Origin of the sequence: Sodalis sp. RH20, from assembly GCF_047324205.1 — a bacterium.
Taxonomy (GTDB): Bacteria; Pseudomonadota; Gammaproteobacteria; order Enterobacterales; family Enterobacteriaceae; genus Acerihabitans.
Genome location: NZ_CP178733.1, coordinates 3721474 through 3738494 on the forward strand (window position 1 = coordinate 3721474; position 17021 = coordinate 3738494).

Here is a 17021-nt window from a genome sequence, read left to right on the forward strand (position 1 = left end):
TTATGTCGACATACTTAATCGGGGATATTCATGGCTGCTACGACGAGCTGACGTCACTGTTGTCCCAAGTGACCTTCAATCCCGCGGCGGATACCCTCTGGCTCACCGGCGATCTGGTGGCGCGCGGGCCCGCTTCGCTGGAAGTGTTGCGTTTTGTGCGCGAACTCGGCGACTGCGTGCGGATGGTGCTGGGCAATCATGATCTGCACCTGCTGGCGGTTTACGCCGGCATCAGCCGTAATAAACCCCGTGATCGTATTACCCCGTTGCTGGAAGCCCCCGACGCCGATACGCTGATCAACTGGCTGCGCCGGCAACCGGTGCTGCAGGTGGACGAAGAAAAAAAACTGGTGATGGCCCATGCCGGCATTACCCCGCAGTGGGATCTGGACACCGCCAAGACCTGCGCCCGGGAAGTGGAAGCGATACTCAGCAGCGACAGCTACCCGCTGTTCCTGGACGCTATGTACGGGGATATGCCCAGCAATTGGTCGCCCGAGCTAAGCGGCCTGGCGCGGCTGCGATTTAGCACCAATGCCCTGACCCGGATGCGCTACTGTTTCCCCAACGGCCAGTTGGATATGATTGCCAAGGATGCGCCCGGCAGCGCCCCTGCCCCGCTGCGGCCCTGGTTTATGATCCCGGGACCGGTGGCCGAGAACTACAGCATTGCCTTCGGTCACTGGGCGTCGCTTGAGGGTAAAGGCACGCCGGCGAATGTGTATGCGCTGGACACCGGCTGCTGCTGGGGCGGCCACCTGACCATGCTGCGCTGGGAAGATAAACGCTACTTTATCCAGCCCTCCAATCGCCAGGATGAGAGCGGCGTCGAGGCCACGGCGCTTATGTAAGGGGAGGGAATCAACGACCGGATGGCCGTTGATTCGGCGTTAACGCCGACGTCTGCGCTTAGCGGCGATCGAGTATTTCCCAGCAGAAACTGTGGCTGTTCTTCTCATCGGCATCGTGGAATTCGCTGAAAGTGGACTGCCACTGATCCGGTTCGTACTCCGGGAAATAGGTATCGCCGTCAATCTCGGCATCAATATGCGTCAGGTAAAGACGCGCGGCCTGCGGCAGGAAATGCGCATAGATCTTGCCGCCGCCAATCACCATCACTTCCTCCGCCTCACCGGCGGCGGCCAGGGCCTGTTCCGGCGTGGTCACCCAGGTGACGCGGTCGTCCGCCGCCGGATGGCGGCTAAGGACGATATTCAACCGCCCCGGCAGGGGCTGGCCGATGGATTCATAGGTACGCCTGCCCATGATCACCGGTTTATGCAGGGTATTGCGCTTAAACCAGGCCATATCGGCAGGCAGATGCCAGGGCATGGCGTTCTCAAGGCCAATCACGCGATCGACGGCCAGCGCGGCAATCAGGCTAATTTTCATATAAACTCTTACAAGCTGTCAAATTGCTGCCACTATACGGAAACTGCCGCCGACCGTCGAGCGCCTCGGCAGACGTCCATCACAAAATTCAGAAAGCGCCTAACACCTATACTCCCGGGCGTTTTCGGTATAGCCATAATCCCGGCAGCGACAACCCGATCGACAGCGCGCCGACAATAAAACCCGCCTTGAGGAATTGCGTAACCAGGATCGACATCAGCGCGTCGCTATAGCCTAAATGGGAAATTTCCACCGCCGCCACCATCGCGCTGTAGGCGGAGATGCCGGGAAACATGGGGATCACGGCCGCCACGGTAAACACCTTCGGGTGCGCCAGCAGCCAGCGCGACCAATGAATGCCGATGATGCCTATCAGGATCGCGGCCAGCAGTGAAGCCCATTCGATATTCATGCCGAAATGGATAAGCAACATGCGCGTTCCGTGGCCGATGGCCCCGAGCAGCGCGCAATAGCGCAGCGCTTTTACCGGCACGTTGAACACCATGGCGAAACCCAGGGCCGGTACGGCCGCCAGCAGCATATCCTCCAGTAACGCCAGCAACAGATTCATGACCATCCCCGGAAATCCCACACCGCCATCGCCAGGACAATACCGATGCAAATCGATAACGTCAGCAGGCTGGCCATGGTCCAGCGCGCCAGGCCGGTATTGACATGGCCCTTGAACATATCCGCCACCGCATTGATCAGCGGGAAACCCGGCACCAGCAGCAGGACGCTGGCCGGCATCGCCACCAGCGACGTACCTTGGAACACCGGCAGCCGCATCAGCAGCCCGGAGGCGGAGGTGGCGACAAACGCGGTAATACAAAAATTGATCAGCGGATTCATTTGCCGGGCGGTCAACAGCTGGCGCACGTACATGGCCAGTCCGCTGGCAAACAGCGTCACGGCAAAGGCATCCCATCCTCCGCCATTCAGGCGGCTGAAACACCCGCAGGAGAGGCCGACGATGATGACCATTAGCCAGCGGGGGTAGCGCATCGCTTTGATATTGGCCAGGCGTTTGGTCACGTCGGCGACATCCAGCAAACGATGCTCGGTCATAATGACGATATGCTGCACCTGCGTGACCACATGCATATTAATGCCGCGATCGTTATTTTTGCGCGTCGATGTCAGGCAAAAATCATTGATAATGGTGGTCAATACTATGGCATTGGCTGAAATAGAGCTTTCCACCCGCTGGACACCCAAAGCCCGCCCAAGGCGTGTCGACAACTGCTCCACGATCATGCTTTCCGCGCCATGCTGCAGCAGCAGGAGCGCGCATTCAATACACAGCCGGGTGATAACCCGCTGCTGATCTTGCGTTATTTCACTACCCATCGACATGCACCATACCCAACCACACTCCGATAACCCTACGCTTAATGGACGCTCTTTTCTTAACATGTAACAAAAACGGCGGCAAGCCATAATTATGCCATGACGAAAGCCATAATGTTCTAAATACCGGCGGGTGATATTCGCCGCGGGGCTTTTAAAAAATTAACTTAATATCTACATAAAATTAACTACCCCGGCAAACAATACTCCTCCGGCTTTCTTCTCAACGCCGATGCTGTACATGACACCGATCTACCGGCGCGTTTTAGGGTTTAGCATTTCGTGCTATCGGGCGTGTGGCGTTATCCCCCCGGCGTGGGCCGATCCACGCCTGCGCAGCGCCAAAGCCTGGATATTCCTGTTTCCGATATATGCAATAATTACGTATTATCATGCAGATGATCTTCTATGGGCATCCCGCGTTAAACAGCATTGGCGACCGCCCAAGGGACGGTAGCCTGGTCGATAATCCAATATCATGGGCGCTGAGGCGATTTAATCCTGTTTTGATGCCTTACCTGTACATGTCTTTAATCATATTCAACTGCTTAAATTTACGCACTCGTTTTTCAGATATTTCCCCCGCCAAAATGAAATGAATTATCATGCGCTCCATTTATTTCGTTTTAAAAAAGACAATCTTGCCGCCGCTGGATTTTTATTTTTTAAGCCTAAATAGCGGCCATAAAGAACCGCCATAATCATGAGATTGATCACAGAAAACGGCTCCATGGCCGATAGTATAGCGCCTGTCAGTTCGTTGCTTACCCACTAACAGGTAACCATAATGGAAAACAATAACCGGAAAATGGCGCATATACGCAGAGTGAGGCATTTAATGATGCCCCGATGCCGTGACTATTTCTCTTTCTCTTTTTTCTCTTTCAGATAAATTTCCCTTGGACATGGCACCCTCTTCTGCGGGACTGTCATTGCCGTCTCTCCATAGATAATACCGCCAGCCAGATGTTTTAACGCATCCTGACGGGCCGCTATTGTCCATGAACCGTACTGAACAGCATCCGGAAGATCTTCAGCCCGCCACGGCTGTGAGATGATGGTTCGCCATGATTCTGGCCATTATTTTATTAATAGTACGGCAGGTACTATTACGTATCATTATGCTTGAAAAATAACCATGGGACTGTCGATTCCTATTTAACCGAAGGCAATCTTTTGTCCCTGCTCCAGGAGAATATAATAGAATGAAACCCTTGAAAATTGTCGCCAATGCCGCGGTAAAATCATGTTTTAATAGCGAAAGGGAGACGGTTGATATAATTAATACAGATTTCTCAGATATTGCGGCGGTAGTATTATCCTTATCAGAAACCCATGACGGCGCCATTGACGCCATCAAACTTACCGGTCTCGACATCCCTATTTTTGTCGCCATCGGCTGCCACGAAGAGCTGGCGAATCATGACCTGACAAGGGTTAACGGCGTATTTGAGCTGGGCGACGGCAATGCCGATTTTTACGGCAAACAGGTGGAGTCCGCGGCGACAAAATATGAAAAAGAATTATTGCCGCCTTTCTTTTCCACGTTAAAGAAATATGTGGAAATGGGTAATTCCTCCTTTGCCTGCCCGGGTCATCAGGGCGGGCAGTTTTTCCGTAAGCATCCGGTGGGACGCCAGTTTTTTGATTTTTTCGGCGAAACGCTGTTCCGTGCGGATATGTGTAATGCCGACGTTAAGCTGGGCGATTTGTTAATTCATGAAGGCGCGCCCTGCGCGGCGCAACAGCATGCGGCCAAAGTCTTTAACGCCGATAAAACGTATTTTGTCCTTAACGGCACCTCGGCATCGAATAAAGTGGTGACCAATGCCCTGCTGGCGCGGGGCGACCTGGTACTGTTCGATCGCAATAATCATAAATCCGTTCATCACGGCGCCTTGATCCAGGCGGGCGCGACGCCCGTTTACCTGGAGACCGCCCGTAATCCGTTCGGTTTTATCGGCGGCATCGATGCCCACTGTTTCGAGGAGGATTATCTGCGCGCGCAAATTCGCCGCGTGGCCCCCGCACGCGCCGGCGAAACCCGGCCGTTCCGTCTGGCGGTTATCCAACTGGGGACCTATGACGGCACGATATATAACGCGCGCCAGGTGGTGGATAAGATCGGCCATCTCTGCGATTACATCCTGTTTGATTCGGCCTGGGTCGGCTATGAACAATTTATTCCCATGATGAAGGATTGTTCCCCGCTGCTGCTGGAGCTAAACGAAAACGATCCGGGCATTATCGTGACCCAGTCGGTGCATAAGCAGCAGGCCGGATTTTCCCAAACCTCGCAAATTCATAAAAAGGACCGGCATATCAAGGGGCAGGCGCGATATTGCAATCATAAGCGTTTTAACAATGCCTTTATGCTGCATGCCTCCACCAGCCCTTTTTATCCGTTGTTCGCGGCGCTGGATGTCAATGCCAGGATGCATGCCGGCGAAAGCGGCCGACGCCTGTGGGCGGATTGTGTCGCCCTGGGCATCGAGACCCGAAAGATCCTGCTGAATACCTGCTCGATGATCAGGCCCTTTGTACCGGTAAGCGTGGAAGGGCGTCCCTGGCAGGATTTTGACACCGCCGAAATGGCGCAGGACCTGCGTTTCTTTAATTTCGTGCCCGGTGAAAAATGGCATGGGTTCGACGGGTATGCGCCAAACCAGTATTTTGTCGATCCCTGCAAACTGCTGCTGACCACTCCCGGTATTGACACCGCCAGCGGCGAGTATGCCGATTTCGGCATCCCCGCGACCATCCTGGCCAACTTTCTGCGTGAAAACGGCATCGTGCCCGAGAAATGCGATCTGAACTCCATTCTGTTCCTGCTTACGCCGGCGGAAGATATGGCTAAAATGCAGCACCTGGTCGCCCAGATCGCCCGTTTTGAACGTTTTATACTGCAAGATGCGCCCTTATCCGACGTCCTGCCCGCCATTGTCGCCAGCCATGGACAACGCTACCAGGGTTATACCCTGCGACGCCTGTGCCAGGAAATGCATGACTTATATGTCAGTTACGACGTTAAACAACTGCAAAAGGACATGTTCCGCCAGGGGAACTTCCCGCGGGTGGCGATGAATCCGCAGGATGCCAACGGCGAGTTCGTGCGCGGTCATGTTGAACTGGTGCCGCTGAGCAAGGCGGAAGGCCGCATCGCCGCCGAGGGCGCGCTGCCCTACCCGCCGGGAGTGCTTTGCATGGTGCCCGGCGAAGTGTGGGGCGGCGCCGTGCAACGGTATTTCCTGGCGCTGGAGGAAGGCATCAATTTGCTGCCCGGCTTCTCGCCGGAGCTGCAGGGGGTTTATCTTGAGCGCGATCGGGATGGAATACAGCACGCCTATGGTTATGTCGTTAAACAATAAACAAAAAGGACCATGATCATGAATAAAACGAAAAATAAAATGGGCGTGGTGCAGCTCACCGTCCTGACCGCCGTGAATATGATGGGTTCCGGCATTATCATGCTGCCCACCAAACTGGCGGAGGTCGGGACCCTGTCCATTGTCTCCTGGCTGGTTACCGCCCTGGGGTCGATGGCGTTGGCCTACGCGTTCGCCAAATGCGGCATGTTCAGCCGCAAGCCCGGCGGGATGGGCGGCTATGCGGAATATGCCTTCGGCAAATCCGGTAACTTCATGGCCAATTACACCTATGGCGTTTCCCTGCTGATCGCCAATGTCGCCATTGCCATTTCAGCCGTTGGCTACGGTACGGAACTGGTGGGACAAACCCTCACGCCGCTTGGCATCTGCCTGGCCACCATCGTGGTGCTGTGGCTGGCCACCATGGCCAATTTTGGCGGCGCGCGCATTACCGGGAACATCAGCAGTATCACTATATGGGGCGTCATTATTCCAGTTGTTGGCATTTCCCTGATCGGGTGGTTTTGGTTTAGCGGCGCCGCCTACATGGCCGCCTGGAATCCCCATGCCATCCCCACCTTCGAGGCCATAGGCTCCTCCATCGCCATGACGCTTTGGGCGTTCCTGGGGCTGGAATCCGCCTGCGCCAATATGGACGTGGTGGAAAACCCGGAACGCAACGTGCCGATCGCCGTATTGGGCGGCACGCTCGGGGCAGCGGTTATCTATGTGGTCTCCACCAATGTTATCGCCGGCATCGTGCCCAACCTGGCGCTGGCGAATTCCACCGCGCCGTTCGGGCTGGCGTTTTCCTATATGTTTACGCCTTTCGTCGGCAAAATCATCATGGCGCTGATGATCATGTCATGCGTCGGTTCCCTGCTGGGCTGGCAGTTTACCATCGCCCAGGTCTTCAAATCCTCCGCCGACGCCGGCTATTTTCCCAAGGTGTTTTCCCACACGAATAAGGCGGACGCGCCGGTGAAAGGCATGCTTATCATCGTCGCCATCCAGACCGGTCTGTCGCTGATGACCATCAGCCCGTCGCTGAACAAACAGTTCAACGTGCTGGTGAACCTGGCGGTGGTCACCAACATTATTCCTTATATCCTGTCGATGGCGGCCACCGTGGTGATCCAGAAATCCGCGGGCCTGCCGCCGGCCAGGGCGCGAGTCACCAACGGCATCGCCTTTCTCGGCGCGCTATACAGCTTTTATGCGCTCTACAGCTCCGGGCAAGAGGCGATGATGTGGGGTGCGATCGTCACGTTCCTCGGCTGGACATTATACGGCATCATTTCGCCGCGCTTTGAAATGCCCGATGTTAAGCTTAACTGAACAAAGCAAGGCCAACCTAAGGGATAATTCATCATTATATTGGATGCTGATATGCAAACCATCAGTTACACCGCGCTGCGCAACAACCTGGCGCAAGCGCTTGAGTCCCTGGAACAAGGGCAAGTCCTGTGCGTTACCCGGCGCGGCCGGGCGGATGTGATCCTTAAAGGCGAAAATGGGGCAACACGCGGGCAAACGACGGAACCACCGTCCCGGACGGGAGGTTTTAGCTTCAGGATGGAGGATCTGCTGTAAACGCCGGCGGCGGCGCGGCGTTCTCCCGGCAACGGGATCGCGCCCGTCCCGCCGCGTTCCTGCGCTGCCGCGATACGGTACATAAGTGCTGAACCAAATCGAGGGTGCGCTTCCCCTGCGCCGGCGTTATCCTGTAGCGCTTACTGGTTGATTGCCGAGTCCGTCATGTTAGAAACCTCACTGTTTGTCGCCTCCATCGCCACCCTTGGCATGCTTTCTCCCGGCCCCGACTTTTTTCTGGTGATAAGGAATGCCGCCCGCTATCGCAAACGGGCCGCCATGATGACATCCCTTGGTGTGATCTGCGGCGTCGCCACCCATATGTCGTATTGCGTCGCCGGGCTGGCAGTGCTGATTACCACCACACCCTGGCTGTTTAACCTGCTGAAATACGCCGGCGCCGGATATTTGATCTGGATCGGCATCCAGGCGCTGCTATCCCGCGGCGCCGGCAGAATAAGCCTCAACGATGCCCCGCATCAGCCGGTAAGCCTGAAAACCGCTTTTATCCAGGGCTATTTGAATAACTTACTCAATCCGAAGGCCACACTGTTTTTCCTGGCGGTGTTTACCCAAGTGCTGCAGGTGCAATCGGACGTTGCCGAAAAACTCTGGTACGCGGGTATTATCCTGTTGCTGGCGCTGGTCTGGTGGCCGCTGCTGGTGCTATTAATCCAAAGCGGTCCCGTGCGCCGCGCCCTCGCCAAAACGCAAAAATTGGTGGACAAGCTGCTGGGCGGGGTGCTGATTGCCCTGGGAATCAAGGTCGCCCTGGGATAAAAAAATCGGGACGCTCCTGGAGCGTCCCGCACGGATAAGCGTATTTTGCCGCCGTATCCCGGCCACGCGCCTGGCCAGGATACGGCGATATGCCGCTATCCCTTCAGCATCGCATGCATTTCCTGAACTGAAATCACGCGTTCGGTGGGATCCGAGTTTAGCGCCATGGCGGTGGCGAAGCCGCCGTTCATGGTGGTGTCGTAGTGCACTTTATACTGCAGCGCGCTGCGGCGGATAAGCTTCGAGTCCGCGATTGCCTGGCGTCCGGCGGTGGTATTGACGATATAGGTATATTCGCCGTTTTTAATGCGGTCCTGGATATGCGGCCGCCCTTCATGCACTTTATTCACCAGGCGGGGATTGATTCCCGCTTCGCCCAATATCACCGCGGTGCCGTGCGTGGCATCCAGTTCAAAGCCGTGCTTGAGCAGTTTCGCCGCCAAATCCACTACCCGGCCCTTGTCGCCGGCGCGCACCGACAGCAGCGCCCGGCCGGATTTTTTCATGCGCGACTGGCTGCCGAGCATGGCTTTGGCGAAGGCTTCGGCAAAGGTGCGGCCCACGCCCATCACCTCGCCGGTGGAGCGCATTTCCGGCCCCAGGATGGGGTCGACGCCGGGGAATTTATTAAACGGCAGCACCACTTCCTTGACCGAGTAATACGGCGGGATAACCTCTTTGGTAATGCCCTGGTCGGCCAGCGATTGCCCCACCATCACCCGGGCGGCAACCTTCGCCAGCGGCACGCCGGTGGCTTTGGAAACAAACGGCACCGTGCGCGCGGCGCGCGGATTGACCTCGATCAGATAGACTTCATTGGCCTTAACCGCGAACTGCACGTTCATCAGCCCGCGCACCCGCAGTTCAAACGCCAGTTGCTCGACCTGCCGGCGCATCACGTCCTGTATTTCCTGACTAAGGGTATAGGCCGGCAGCGAACAGGCTGAATCGCCGGAGTGCACGCCTGCCTGCTCGATATGTTCCATAATGCCGCCAATCAGCACCTGCTGGCCGTCGCAGATGGCGTCCACGTCCACTTCCACCGCGTCGTCAAGGAAACGGTCCAGCAGCACCGGCGCGTCATTGGAGACGCTGACGGCGGTCTGGAAGTAGCGCAGCAAATCGACATCGTCGTTGACGATTTCCATCGCCCTGCCGCCCAGTACATAGGAAGGACGCACCACCAGCGGATAACCGATGGTCGCCGCCTTCTCCACCGCCTGGTCGATGGTGGTCACCGTGGCGTTGGCCGGCTGCTTGAGTCCCAGGCGTTCCACCGCCTGCTGGAAGCGCTCGCGATCTTCGGCGCGGTCAATGGAATCGGGGCTGGTGCCGATAATCGGCACGCCCGCCGCTTCAAGCTCCCGGGCCAGTTTAAGCGGGGTCTGGCCGCCATACTGGACAATCACCCCTTTCGGCTGCTCGATGCGCACGATTTCCAGCACATCTTCAAGCGTAACGGGTTCAAAATAAAGGCGATCGGACGTGTCGTAATCGGTGGAGACCGTCTCCGGGTTACAGTTGACCATAATGGTCTCGTAACCGTCCTCGCGCAGCGCCAGCGAGGCGTGGACGCAGCAGTAGTCGAACTCGATGCCCTGGCCGATACGGTTTGGCCCGCCGCCCAGCACCATGATTTTTTCCCGGTCGCGGCTGGGATTGGATTCGCACTCCTCGTCATAGGTGGAGTACATGTAGGCGGTATCGGTGGCGAACTCCGCGGCGCAGGTATCGACCCGTTTATAGACCGGGTGCAGGTTATACTCTTCGCGCAGTTTGCGAATCTCCCCCTCCGACACGCCGGCAAGCGTCGCCAGGCGGGCATCGGCAAAGCCCTTGCGCTTCAGCTGGCGCAGGAATTCGGCGTCCAGCGCGCCGACGCCCTTCTCCGCCACCACGTTTTCAAGCGTGACCAGCTCTTCTATCTGCACCAGGAACCAGCGGTCGATATTGGTCAGGTTAAAGACGCCGTCCACCGACAGCCCGGCGCGGAAAGCATCGGCGATATACCAGATGCGATCGCAGCCGGCGTCTTTGAGTTCGCGGCGGATCTTGGTCAGCGCTTCCGGGTCGTCCAGGCTGACCTTGGGATCAAAACCGGTGACGCCCACCTCCAGACCGCGCAGGGCTTTTTGCAGCGATTCCTGTTGCGTGCGGCCGATGGCCATCACCTCGCCCACCGACTTCATCTGCGTGGTCAGGCGGTCATTGGCGCCGGCGAACTTCTCGAAGTTAAAGCGCGGAATTTTCGTGACGACGTAGTCAATGGACGGCTCGAACGAGGCGGGCGTGCGTCCGCCGGTGATATCGTTCATCAGTTCATCGAGGGTATACCCCACCGCCAGCTTGGCGGCCACCTTGGCAATCGGGAAACCGGTGGCCTTGGAGGCCAGGGCCGAGGAGCGGGAAACCCGCGGGTTCATTTCGATGATAATCAGCCGGCCGTTTTTAGGGTTTACCGAAAACTGCACGTTCGAGCCGCCGGTTTCCACGCCGATTTCACGCAATACCGCCATCGAGGCGTTACGCATGATTTGGTATTCTTTATCGGTCAGGGTTTGCGCCGGCGCCACGGTAATGGAATCGCCGGTATGGATGCCCATGGCGTCAATATTTTCAATCGAGCACACGATAATGCAGTTATCGTTTTTATCGCGCACCACCTCCATCTCGTACTCTTTCCAGCCAATCAGCGACTCATCGATCAGCAGCTCGGTGGTGGGTGACAGATCGAGGCCGCGTTCGCAGATTTCCTCGAACTCCTCGCGGTTGTAGGCAATGCCGCCGCCCGACCCGCCCATGGTAAACGACGGACGGATAATGCAGGGGAAACCTACGTCCGCCGCCACCGCCAGCGCCTCTTCCATATTGTGGGCAAAACCGGAGCGCGCGGTCTCAAGACCGATTTTTTTCATCGCCTTATCAAAACGCTGCCGGTCTTCCGCTTTGTCGATGGCATCGGCGGTGGCGCCAATCATGGTGACGCCAAACTCCGCCAGAACGCCTTCGCGCTCCAGGTCCAGCGCGCAGTTCAGCGCGGTTTGCCCGCCCATGGTCGGCAGGATGGCGTCGGGGCGTTCTTTTTCGATGATTTTACGCACCACTTCCCAATGGATAGGCTCGATATAAGTGGCATCCGCCATATCGGGATCGGTCATGATGGTGGCCGGGTTGGAGTTCACCAGCACCACGCGGTAGCCTTCCTCACGCAGGGCCTTGCACGCCTGCGCGCCGGAGTAATCGAACTCGCACGCCTGGCCGATGACAATCGGGCCGGCGCCCAGAATCAGGATACTGGATATATCTGTACGTTTTGGCATGGTCTTGCTCCTGATTATTTTGCCTGGGAACGGTAAGTCTTGATCAACTCGATAAAATGGTCGAACAGCGGCGCGGCGTCATGCGGGCCGGGGCTGGCTTCCGGATGCCCCTGGAAACAGAACGCCGGCTTATCCGTGCGGTGCAATCCCTGTAACGAACCGTCGAACAGCGAGGTATGCGTGACGCGCAGATTCGCCGGCAGCGTGGTTTCATCCACCGCAAAACCGTGGTTCTGGGCGGTAATCATGACCCGGTTGGCGTCAATATCCTTTACCGGGTGGTTGCCGCCGTGGTGGCCGAACTTCATTTTGACGGTCTTGGCGCCGCTGGCCAGGGCCAGCAGTTGGTGGCCGAGACAGATGCCGAAGATCGGCGTCTCGGTCTCGAGAAAGGTTTTGATGGCGGCGATGGCGTAATCGCAGGGTTCGGGATCGCCCGGGCCGTTGGCGAGGAAGATGCCGTCGGGATCCATCGCCAGGACGACGTCGGCCGGCGTCTGCGCCGGCACCACCGTCAGGCGGCAGCCGCGATCCACCAGCATACGCATGATATTGCGTTTGATGCCGAAATCGTACGCCACCACATGGTAGGGCAGCGCGTCCGGCGCGGCCGGCGCAGGCAGGCCGGCATGCAATGCCCAACTGCCCTGGGTCCAGCTGTATTGCTCGGCGGTGCTGACTTCCCTGGCCAGATCCATGCCCTTCAGTCCCGGGAATTCGCGCGCTTTTTGCAAGGCCAGCGCCGCGTCAGGCGCGTCGCCGGCGATAATGCAGCCGTTCTGGGCGCCTTTTTCGCGCAATAGGCGGGTAAGTTTGCGGGTATCGATATCGGCGATACCGACGATATTATTTTGCTTGAGGTAGTCCGACAGGGAACCGGTACTGCGAAAATTACTGGCGATAAGCGGCAAATCGCGTATGACCAACCCTTGGGCCTGGATGCGGGACGATTCTTCATCTGCTTCGTTGGTGCCGACATTGCCGATATGGGGATAAGTGAGAGTAACGATTTGGCGGGAATAGGAAGGATCGGTGAGGATTTCTTGATAGCCGGTCATCGATGTATTGAAGACCACTTCCCCCACTGCCGTTCCCGCTGCCCCAATGGCCCGACCGTGGAATTGGGTTCCGTCTTCCAGAACCAACAGCGCTGACTTTATCAAAACACCCTCCAAGGAATATTCAGTCATTGTATTTGCATATTAATTCAGATTTAACGATCTTAATCAATGCAAAAAACACCTTCAAGGTAGATTTTCGGCAAATTGGGCGCATTTTAATGATGAGCTGGTCATTTGTCCACCCCGGGCTGATGTTTTTTACTAAATAATGGCAATTAAGCCGGTTACACACCTTGAAACCGCTAAAAAGCACTCATTTAGGGCATGAGTAACCGGTTGCGTGGCCAGAAATTTGTTAAAAGGAACCGGCGCAGGCGCGAAAGCGCAATAATCAGCCCAGAATGGCAATCACCAAGAAAAATAACCGCTGAAAGCCAAACTTAAAGCCATTTGGCCTTCCATTTCCATTGAAAACGATTTTTTTAGAGATAATTCCAATAAAATAAAATTATCTCTATTTAATCAGAGTGATAAAATGGCAGACTTCAGGTGGCGCTAAAAAATAGAGTTATAAACTTGCCAGATCCAGCACATCCGCCATGGTATAAAGGCCCGCTTTCTGCGCTTTCAGCCATATTGCCGCCCTGACCGCGCCATTGGCAAAGGTCATGCGGCTGGAAGCCTTATGGGTAATCTCAATACGTTCGCCGTTATCGGCAAACATCGCGGTATGTTCGCCGACAATGTCCCCGGCGCGTATGGCGGCGAAGCCGATGGAATGGGGCACACGCTCGCCGGTATGGCCCTCGCGACTGTATACGGCGCAGTCCTTGAGGTTACGGCCCAGCGCCCCGGCGATGGTTTCCCCCATGGCAAGCGCGGTGCCAGAAGGCGCGTCCACCTTGTGACGGTGGTGCGCCTCGATGATCTCGATGTCGCAATAGTCGCCCATCACCCTGGCGGCCTTATCCAGTAATTTCAGCATAACGTTGACCCCCACGCTGAAATTAGCGGCAAAGACAATGCCGATCTGCCCGGCGGCTTGCCCGATTCGCGCCTTCTGCCCCTCGTCAAAACCGGTAGTGCCGATAATCATGCCTTTGCCATGCAGCCGACAGAATTCCATATGCGTCAGGGTGCCTTCCGGCCGGGTAAAATCGATAAAGATATCAAAGTCATCTTTAATGGCTTCCAGGCTGTCGCCGACCCTTATCCCCAACGCGCCCTGCCCGGCCAACTCCCCCGCGTCCGCGCCAATCAGGCTTGAGCCGGCGCGCTCGAGCGCCGCCCCCAGGCACGCCTGTTCCGATTGCAGTACCGCCTGGATCAGTTGGCGGCCCATACGGCCGCCCGCACCGGCGATGGCGATGCGAACTGGTGTTACGCTCATAGACACTCTCTGTTGGTTGGCATGGTAAAATCAGTTTAGGGTAACCGCCGTCCCGGATTGCCGCCAGCGGATTTCCCCTGGAATTAGCATTATATGTCAGAAGCCGGCTTTCATCAGTTACGGCAATGGACCGGGCCGGGTGCGGCCGCAGCGCGGGAGAAATGAATGTTTATTCATCTCCGGGCCGGTGCCGGGCGCGGATGATCCGGCGCGAAGCGGCTATACTGGATATCTACAGCCGAACACTCGCCACGGAGAGACAGGATGAGTCCTTTTTTTACCTCAACAATCCAGGCCATTGGGGATTATCGCGCCGCCCTGGGCGAAACGCCGGTCTGGTGCAGCCGTAGCCAATCGCTGCTGTGGGTAGATATTTTGCAACAGCGCCTGTTGCGCTATTGGCCCTCCCGGGGATGCGTCGAACAGCGCCGGTTGGATTGTCTGTTCAGCGCGGCGCTGCCGACCGAGCGGGAAGAGCAGTTCCTGATCGTGGCGCAGCAGGGCATACTGCTTTATCACTATGAAAAGAGCAGCGCCGGCCGGGATACCCCACGCCTTGAGCTCCTGTGCCCCTACCCGGCCGACGCCGCCGGCACCCGGCCAAACGAGGCGGCCATCGCCCCCGACGGCTCATTATGGTTTAGCACCATGGACCTGGCGGAAGAGCGTCCTATCGGCGGCTGGTACCGCTTTGCCGCCGGCGAAGCGCGGCCGCGGAGCATGATGGGCCATGTCACCATCCCCAATACCCTGGCGTGGCATGGCGACCGGGTGTGGTTTGCCGACAGCGCCGAAAAACGGTTTTACGCCAGCGACGCCGCCGCCATCAATACCGCCCGCCTGCGGGTATTCGATGCCGGAGACAAGACCCCCGACGGTTCGGCGCTGACCGCGGCCGGAGAACTGATCAACGCGCGCTTCGGCCATGGCTGCCTGAGCCGCTACGCCATCGGCGATGGCGAACTGACGCTAATCGAGGATCTGCCGTTACCGGTACGCCAACCGAGCTGCTGTGCTTTCGGCGGCCCCGGGCGTAATGAATTATTTATCACCAGCGCCGGCAAAAATCTCGATCCTCCCGGCGCGCTCGACGGCGCGTTGCTGCATGTTTATACCAGCGCCGTCGGCGCCCCGGAATACCGGTTCAGACTGTAGAACAGGGATAAAAAACCGGCACATCCCATTGAATACGATCAATTTGACTGCCGCCAAATTGATCGATCGCCAAAAGGGATTTGAAGCCCCTCGCTTGCACGTACCGGGGCACGATAAGAACAGGTTTACCGCGTCGCCGCATCAAACCGCCGCGGGCGACTGGAAATGTCATTTACAGAGCATGCGGCGCAAGCAAAAGCCGGTCTTACTCCACCACCCTCACATTCACCCGCAGCTCCTTCGGCACCTCGAACACAATATTCTCCTCGCGCCCGATCAGTTCCTCCGCCCCCTCGCCACCGAGCCCCTGCAGACGCGCAATCACCTCCCGCACCAGAATATCCGGCGCGGAAGCGCCGGCGGTTACCCCGATGGTATCGATACCCTGCAGCCAGCTTTCCTGGATATCCGCCGCGGTATCGATAAGATAGGCCGGTTTGCCCACCCGCTGGGCCAGCTCGGCCAGCCGGTTGGAGTTAGACGAGTTTTTCGAGCCGACCACCAGCACCACGTCAGCATCGGCGGCCAGCTCGCGCACCGCTTCCTGGCGGTTGGTGGTGGCATAACAGATATCGTCTTTACGCGGCCCGATAATCAACGGAAACCGTTCGCGCAGCGCGTCGATAACATCCGAGGTATCGTCCACCGACAGCGTGGTCTGGGTCATAAAGCACAGGTTGGCATCGTCCTTCACCCGCAGTTTCCAGACATCCTTGGGCGACTCCACCAGGTACATGCCGCCGTTGGGGTTATTGTATTGCCCCATGGTGCCCTCGACCTCCGGATGCCCGGCGTGACCAATCAAAATGGCTTCCGTTCCTTTACGGCTGGCGCGCGCCACTTCCATATGCACCTTGGTCACCAGCGGGCAGGTCGCGTCGAATACCGTCAAATCGCGGTTTTTCGCCTCGGCGCGCACCGCCTGCGATACGCCGTGGGCCGAGAAAATCAGGATAGAGCCGTCGGGCACTTCGTCGATTTGCTCGATAAAAATGGCGCCGCTGGCGCGCAGCGACTCCACCACATAGCGGTTGTGCACCACTTCGTGACGCACGTAGATCGGCGCGCCGTAAATCTCCAGCGCGCGTTCGACAATACTGATGGCCCGGTCGACACCGGCGCAAAAACCCCGCGGGTTAGCCAGTAAGATGCGCATGTTTATCCTCCTGCTGCGGATCAATTGCCAATACGTCGATATCGAAATAGACCGTGCGGCCCGCCAGCGGATGGTTAAAATCCACGGTGATCGACTCCTCGGCCACGTCACGAATCAATCCGGGCATTTCATTACCGCTGATGGCGGTAAACAGCATAATGGTGCCCACGTCAGGCACGCCGGTTTCGATAAAATCCCGGCGGGAAAAAAACTGGATCAAATCCGGATTAACCGGCCCGAACGCCGACTCCGGCGCCAGGGAAAACGATTTTTTATCCCCCACGCGCAGCCCGAGCAACGACTGTTCAAGGGCCGGTGAAAGGCTATCATCGCCAAGACGGAACAGCGCCGGTTTATTTTCGCGCCGGGTGGATTCGGCGAGGGTGCCATCCTCGAGTTTAAGGTCGAAATGCACCAGCACCGCGCTGTCGGACTGCACCTGTTCGGACATGCCGC

Annotated in this window: 15 protein-coding genes; 7 read left to right on the forward strand and 8 right to left on the reverse strand. The window is 57.3% G+C overall.

Annotation, left to right across the window (positions count from 1 at the left end; translation table 11 throughout):
- The first annotated feature begins 2 nt into the window (after positions 1 to 2).
- Complete coding sequence (apaH, locus tag ACL2XM_RS17125) at positions 3 to 851, forward strand: bis(5'-nucleosyl)-tetraphosphatase (symmetrical) ApaH (RefSeq protein ID WP_413722123.1); 849 nt, start codon at positions 3 to 5, stop codon at positions 849 to 851.
- A 58-nt stretch (positions 852 to 909) separates the two neighbouring features.
- Here the strand turns inward: apaH and folA are convergent, their stop codons facing one another.
- From folA to ACL2XM_RS17140, 3 genes are all read right to left on the reverse strand, one after another.
- Positions 910 to 1392 carry a type 3 dihydrofolate reductase gene (folA, locus tag ACL2XM_RS17130; RefSeq protein ID WP_413722122.1) on the reverse strand — a complete coding sequence of 161 codons (483 nt, stop codon included), beginning with the start codon at positions 1390 to 1392 and terminating at the stop codon, positions 910 to 912.
- 106 nt (positions 1393 to 1498) lie between these two features.
- Complete coding sequence (locus ACL2XM_RS17135; protein ID WP_410016450.1) at positions 1499 to 1963, reverse strand: threonine/serine exporter; 465 nt, start codon at positions 1961 to 1963, stop codon at positions 1499 to 1501.
- Positions 1960 to 2748, reverse strand: a complete 789-nt coding sequence (locus ACL2XM_RS17140) for a threonine/serine exporter ThrE family protein (RefSeq protein ID WP_410016451.1) — start codon at positions 2746 to 2748, stop codon at positions 1960 to 1962. The genes ACL2XM_RS17135 and ACL2XM_RS17140 overlap by 4 nt, the downstream gene beginning before the upstream one ends.
- Positions 2749 to 3550: 802 nt before the next feature.
- Between ACL2XM_RS17140 and speFL the strand changes: the two genes are divergently transcribed.
- The 5 genes from speFL (at position 3551) to ACL2XM_RS17165 (ending at position 8483) form a co-directional block, all read left to right on the forward strand.
- Positions 3551 to 3634, forward strand: coding sequence for a leader peptide SpeFL (speFL, locus tag ACL2XM_RS17145; RefSeq protein ID WP_410016626.1), 84 nt, complete (start codon positions 3551 to 3553; stop codon positions 3632 to 3634).
- Between the two features lie 313 nt (positions 3635 to 3947).
- Positions 3948 to 6110 carry an ornithine decarboxylase SpeF gene (gene speF / locus ACL2XM_RS17150; protein WP_413731287.1) on the forward strand — a complete coding sequence of 721 codons (2163 nt, stop codon included), beginning with the start codon at positions 3948 to 3950 and terminating at the stop codon, positions 6108 to 6110.
- An 18-nt stretch (positions 6111 to 6128) separates the two neighbouring features.
- A complete protein-coding gene (gene potE, locus ACL2XM_RS17155; RefSeq protein ID WP_410016453.1) occupies positions 6129 to 7448 on the forward strand; it encodes a putrescine-ornithine antiporter in 1320 nt (439 codons plus the stop codon).
- A gap of 51 nt (positions 7449 to 7499) precedes the next feature.
- On the forward strand, positions 7500 to 7703 hold the full coding sequence (locus ACL2XM_RS17160; RefSeq protein ID WP_410016454.1) for a type II toxin-antitoxin system Phd/YefM family antitoxin: 204 nt from the start codon (positions 7500 to 7502) through the stop codon (positions 7701 to 7703).
- Between the two features lie 165 nt (positions 7704 to 7868).
- Complete coding sequence (locus ACL2XM_RS17165; protein ID WP_410016455.1) at positions 7869 to 8483, forward strand: LysE family translocator; 615 nt, start codon at positions 7869 to 7871, stop codon at positions 8481 to 8483.
- A gap of 95 nt (positions 8484 to 8578) precedes the next feature.
- Here the strand turns inward: ACL2XM_RS17165 and carB are convergent, their stop codons facing one another.
- The 3 genes from carB to dapB form a co-directional block, all read right to left on the reverse strand.
- Positions 8579 to 11803 (reverse strand): carbamoyl-phosphate synthase large subunit, encoded by a 3225-nt coding sequence (gene carB / locus ACL2XM_RS17170; RefSeq protein WP_410016456.1) that lies wholly within the window; start codon positions 11801 to 11803, stop codon positions 8579 to 8581.
- Between the two features lie 14 nt (positions 11804 to 11817).
- Positions 11818 to 12966 (reverse strand): glutamine-hydrolyzing carbamoyl-phosphate synthase small subunit, encoded by a 1149-nt coding sequence (carA, locus tag ACL2XM_RS17175; RefSeq protein WP_410016457.1) that lies wholly within the window; start codon positions 12964 to 12966, stop codon positions 11818 to 11820.
- 466 nt (positions 12967 to 13432) lie between these two features.
- Positions 13433 to 14254: a 4-hydroxy-tetrahydrodipicolinate reductase gene (gene dapB / locus ACL2XM_RS17180; protein ID WP_413727163.1), complete on the reverse strand. Its 822-nt coding sequence runs from the start codon at positions 14252 to 14254 to the stop codon at positions 13433 to 13435.
- Positions 14255 to 14518: 264 nt separating this feature from the next.
- Here dapB and ACL2XM_RS17185 point away from each other — a divergent pair, with 264 nt between their 5' ends.
- Positions 14519 to 15409, forward strand: a complete 891-nt coding sequence (locus tag ACL2XM_RS17185) for an SMP-30/gluconolactonase/LRE family protein (protein ID WP_413722119.1) — start codon at positions 14519 to 14521, stop codon at positions 15407 to 15409.
- Between the two features lie 205 nt (positions 15410 to 15614).
- On the opposite strand, the gene ispH is transcribed toward ACL2XM_RS17185, so the two are convergent.
- Positions 15615 to 16565 carry a 4-hydroxy-3-methylbut-2-enyl diphosphate reductase gene (ispH, locus tag ACL2XM_RS17190; protein ID WP_410016460.1) on the reverse strand — a complete coding sequence of 317 codons (951 nt, stop codon included), beginning with the start codon at positions 16563 to 16565 and terminating at the stop codon, positions 15615 to 15617.
- Entirely contained in the window at positions 16546 to 17016 is a 471-nt protein-coding gene (gene fkpB / locus ACL2XM_RS17195) for an FKBP-type peptidyl-prolyl cis-trans isomerase (RefSeq protein WP_413722118.1), read from the reverse strand. The genes ispH and fkpB overlap by 20 nt, the downstream gene beginning before the upstream one ends.
- Positions 17017 to 17021: the final 5 nt, after the last annotated feature.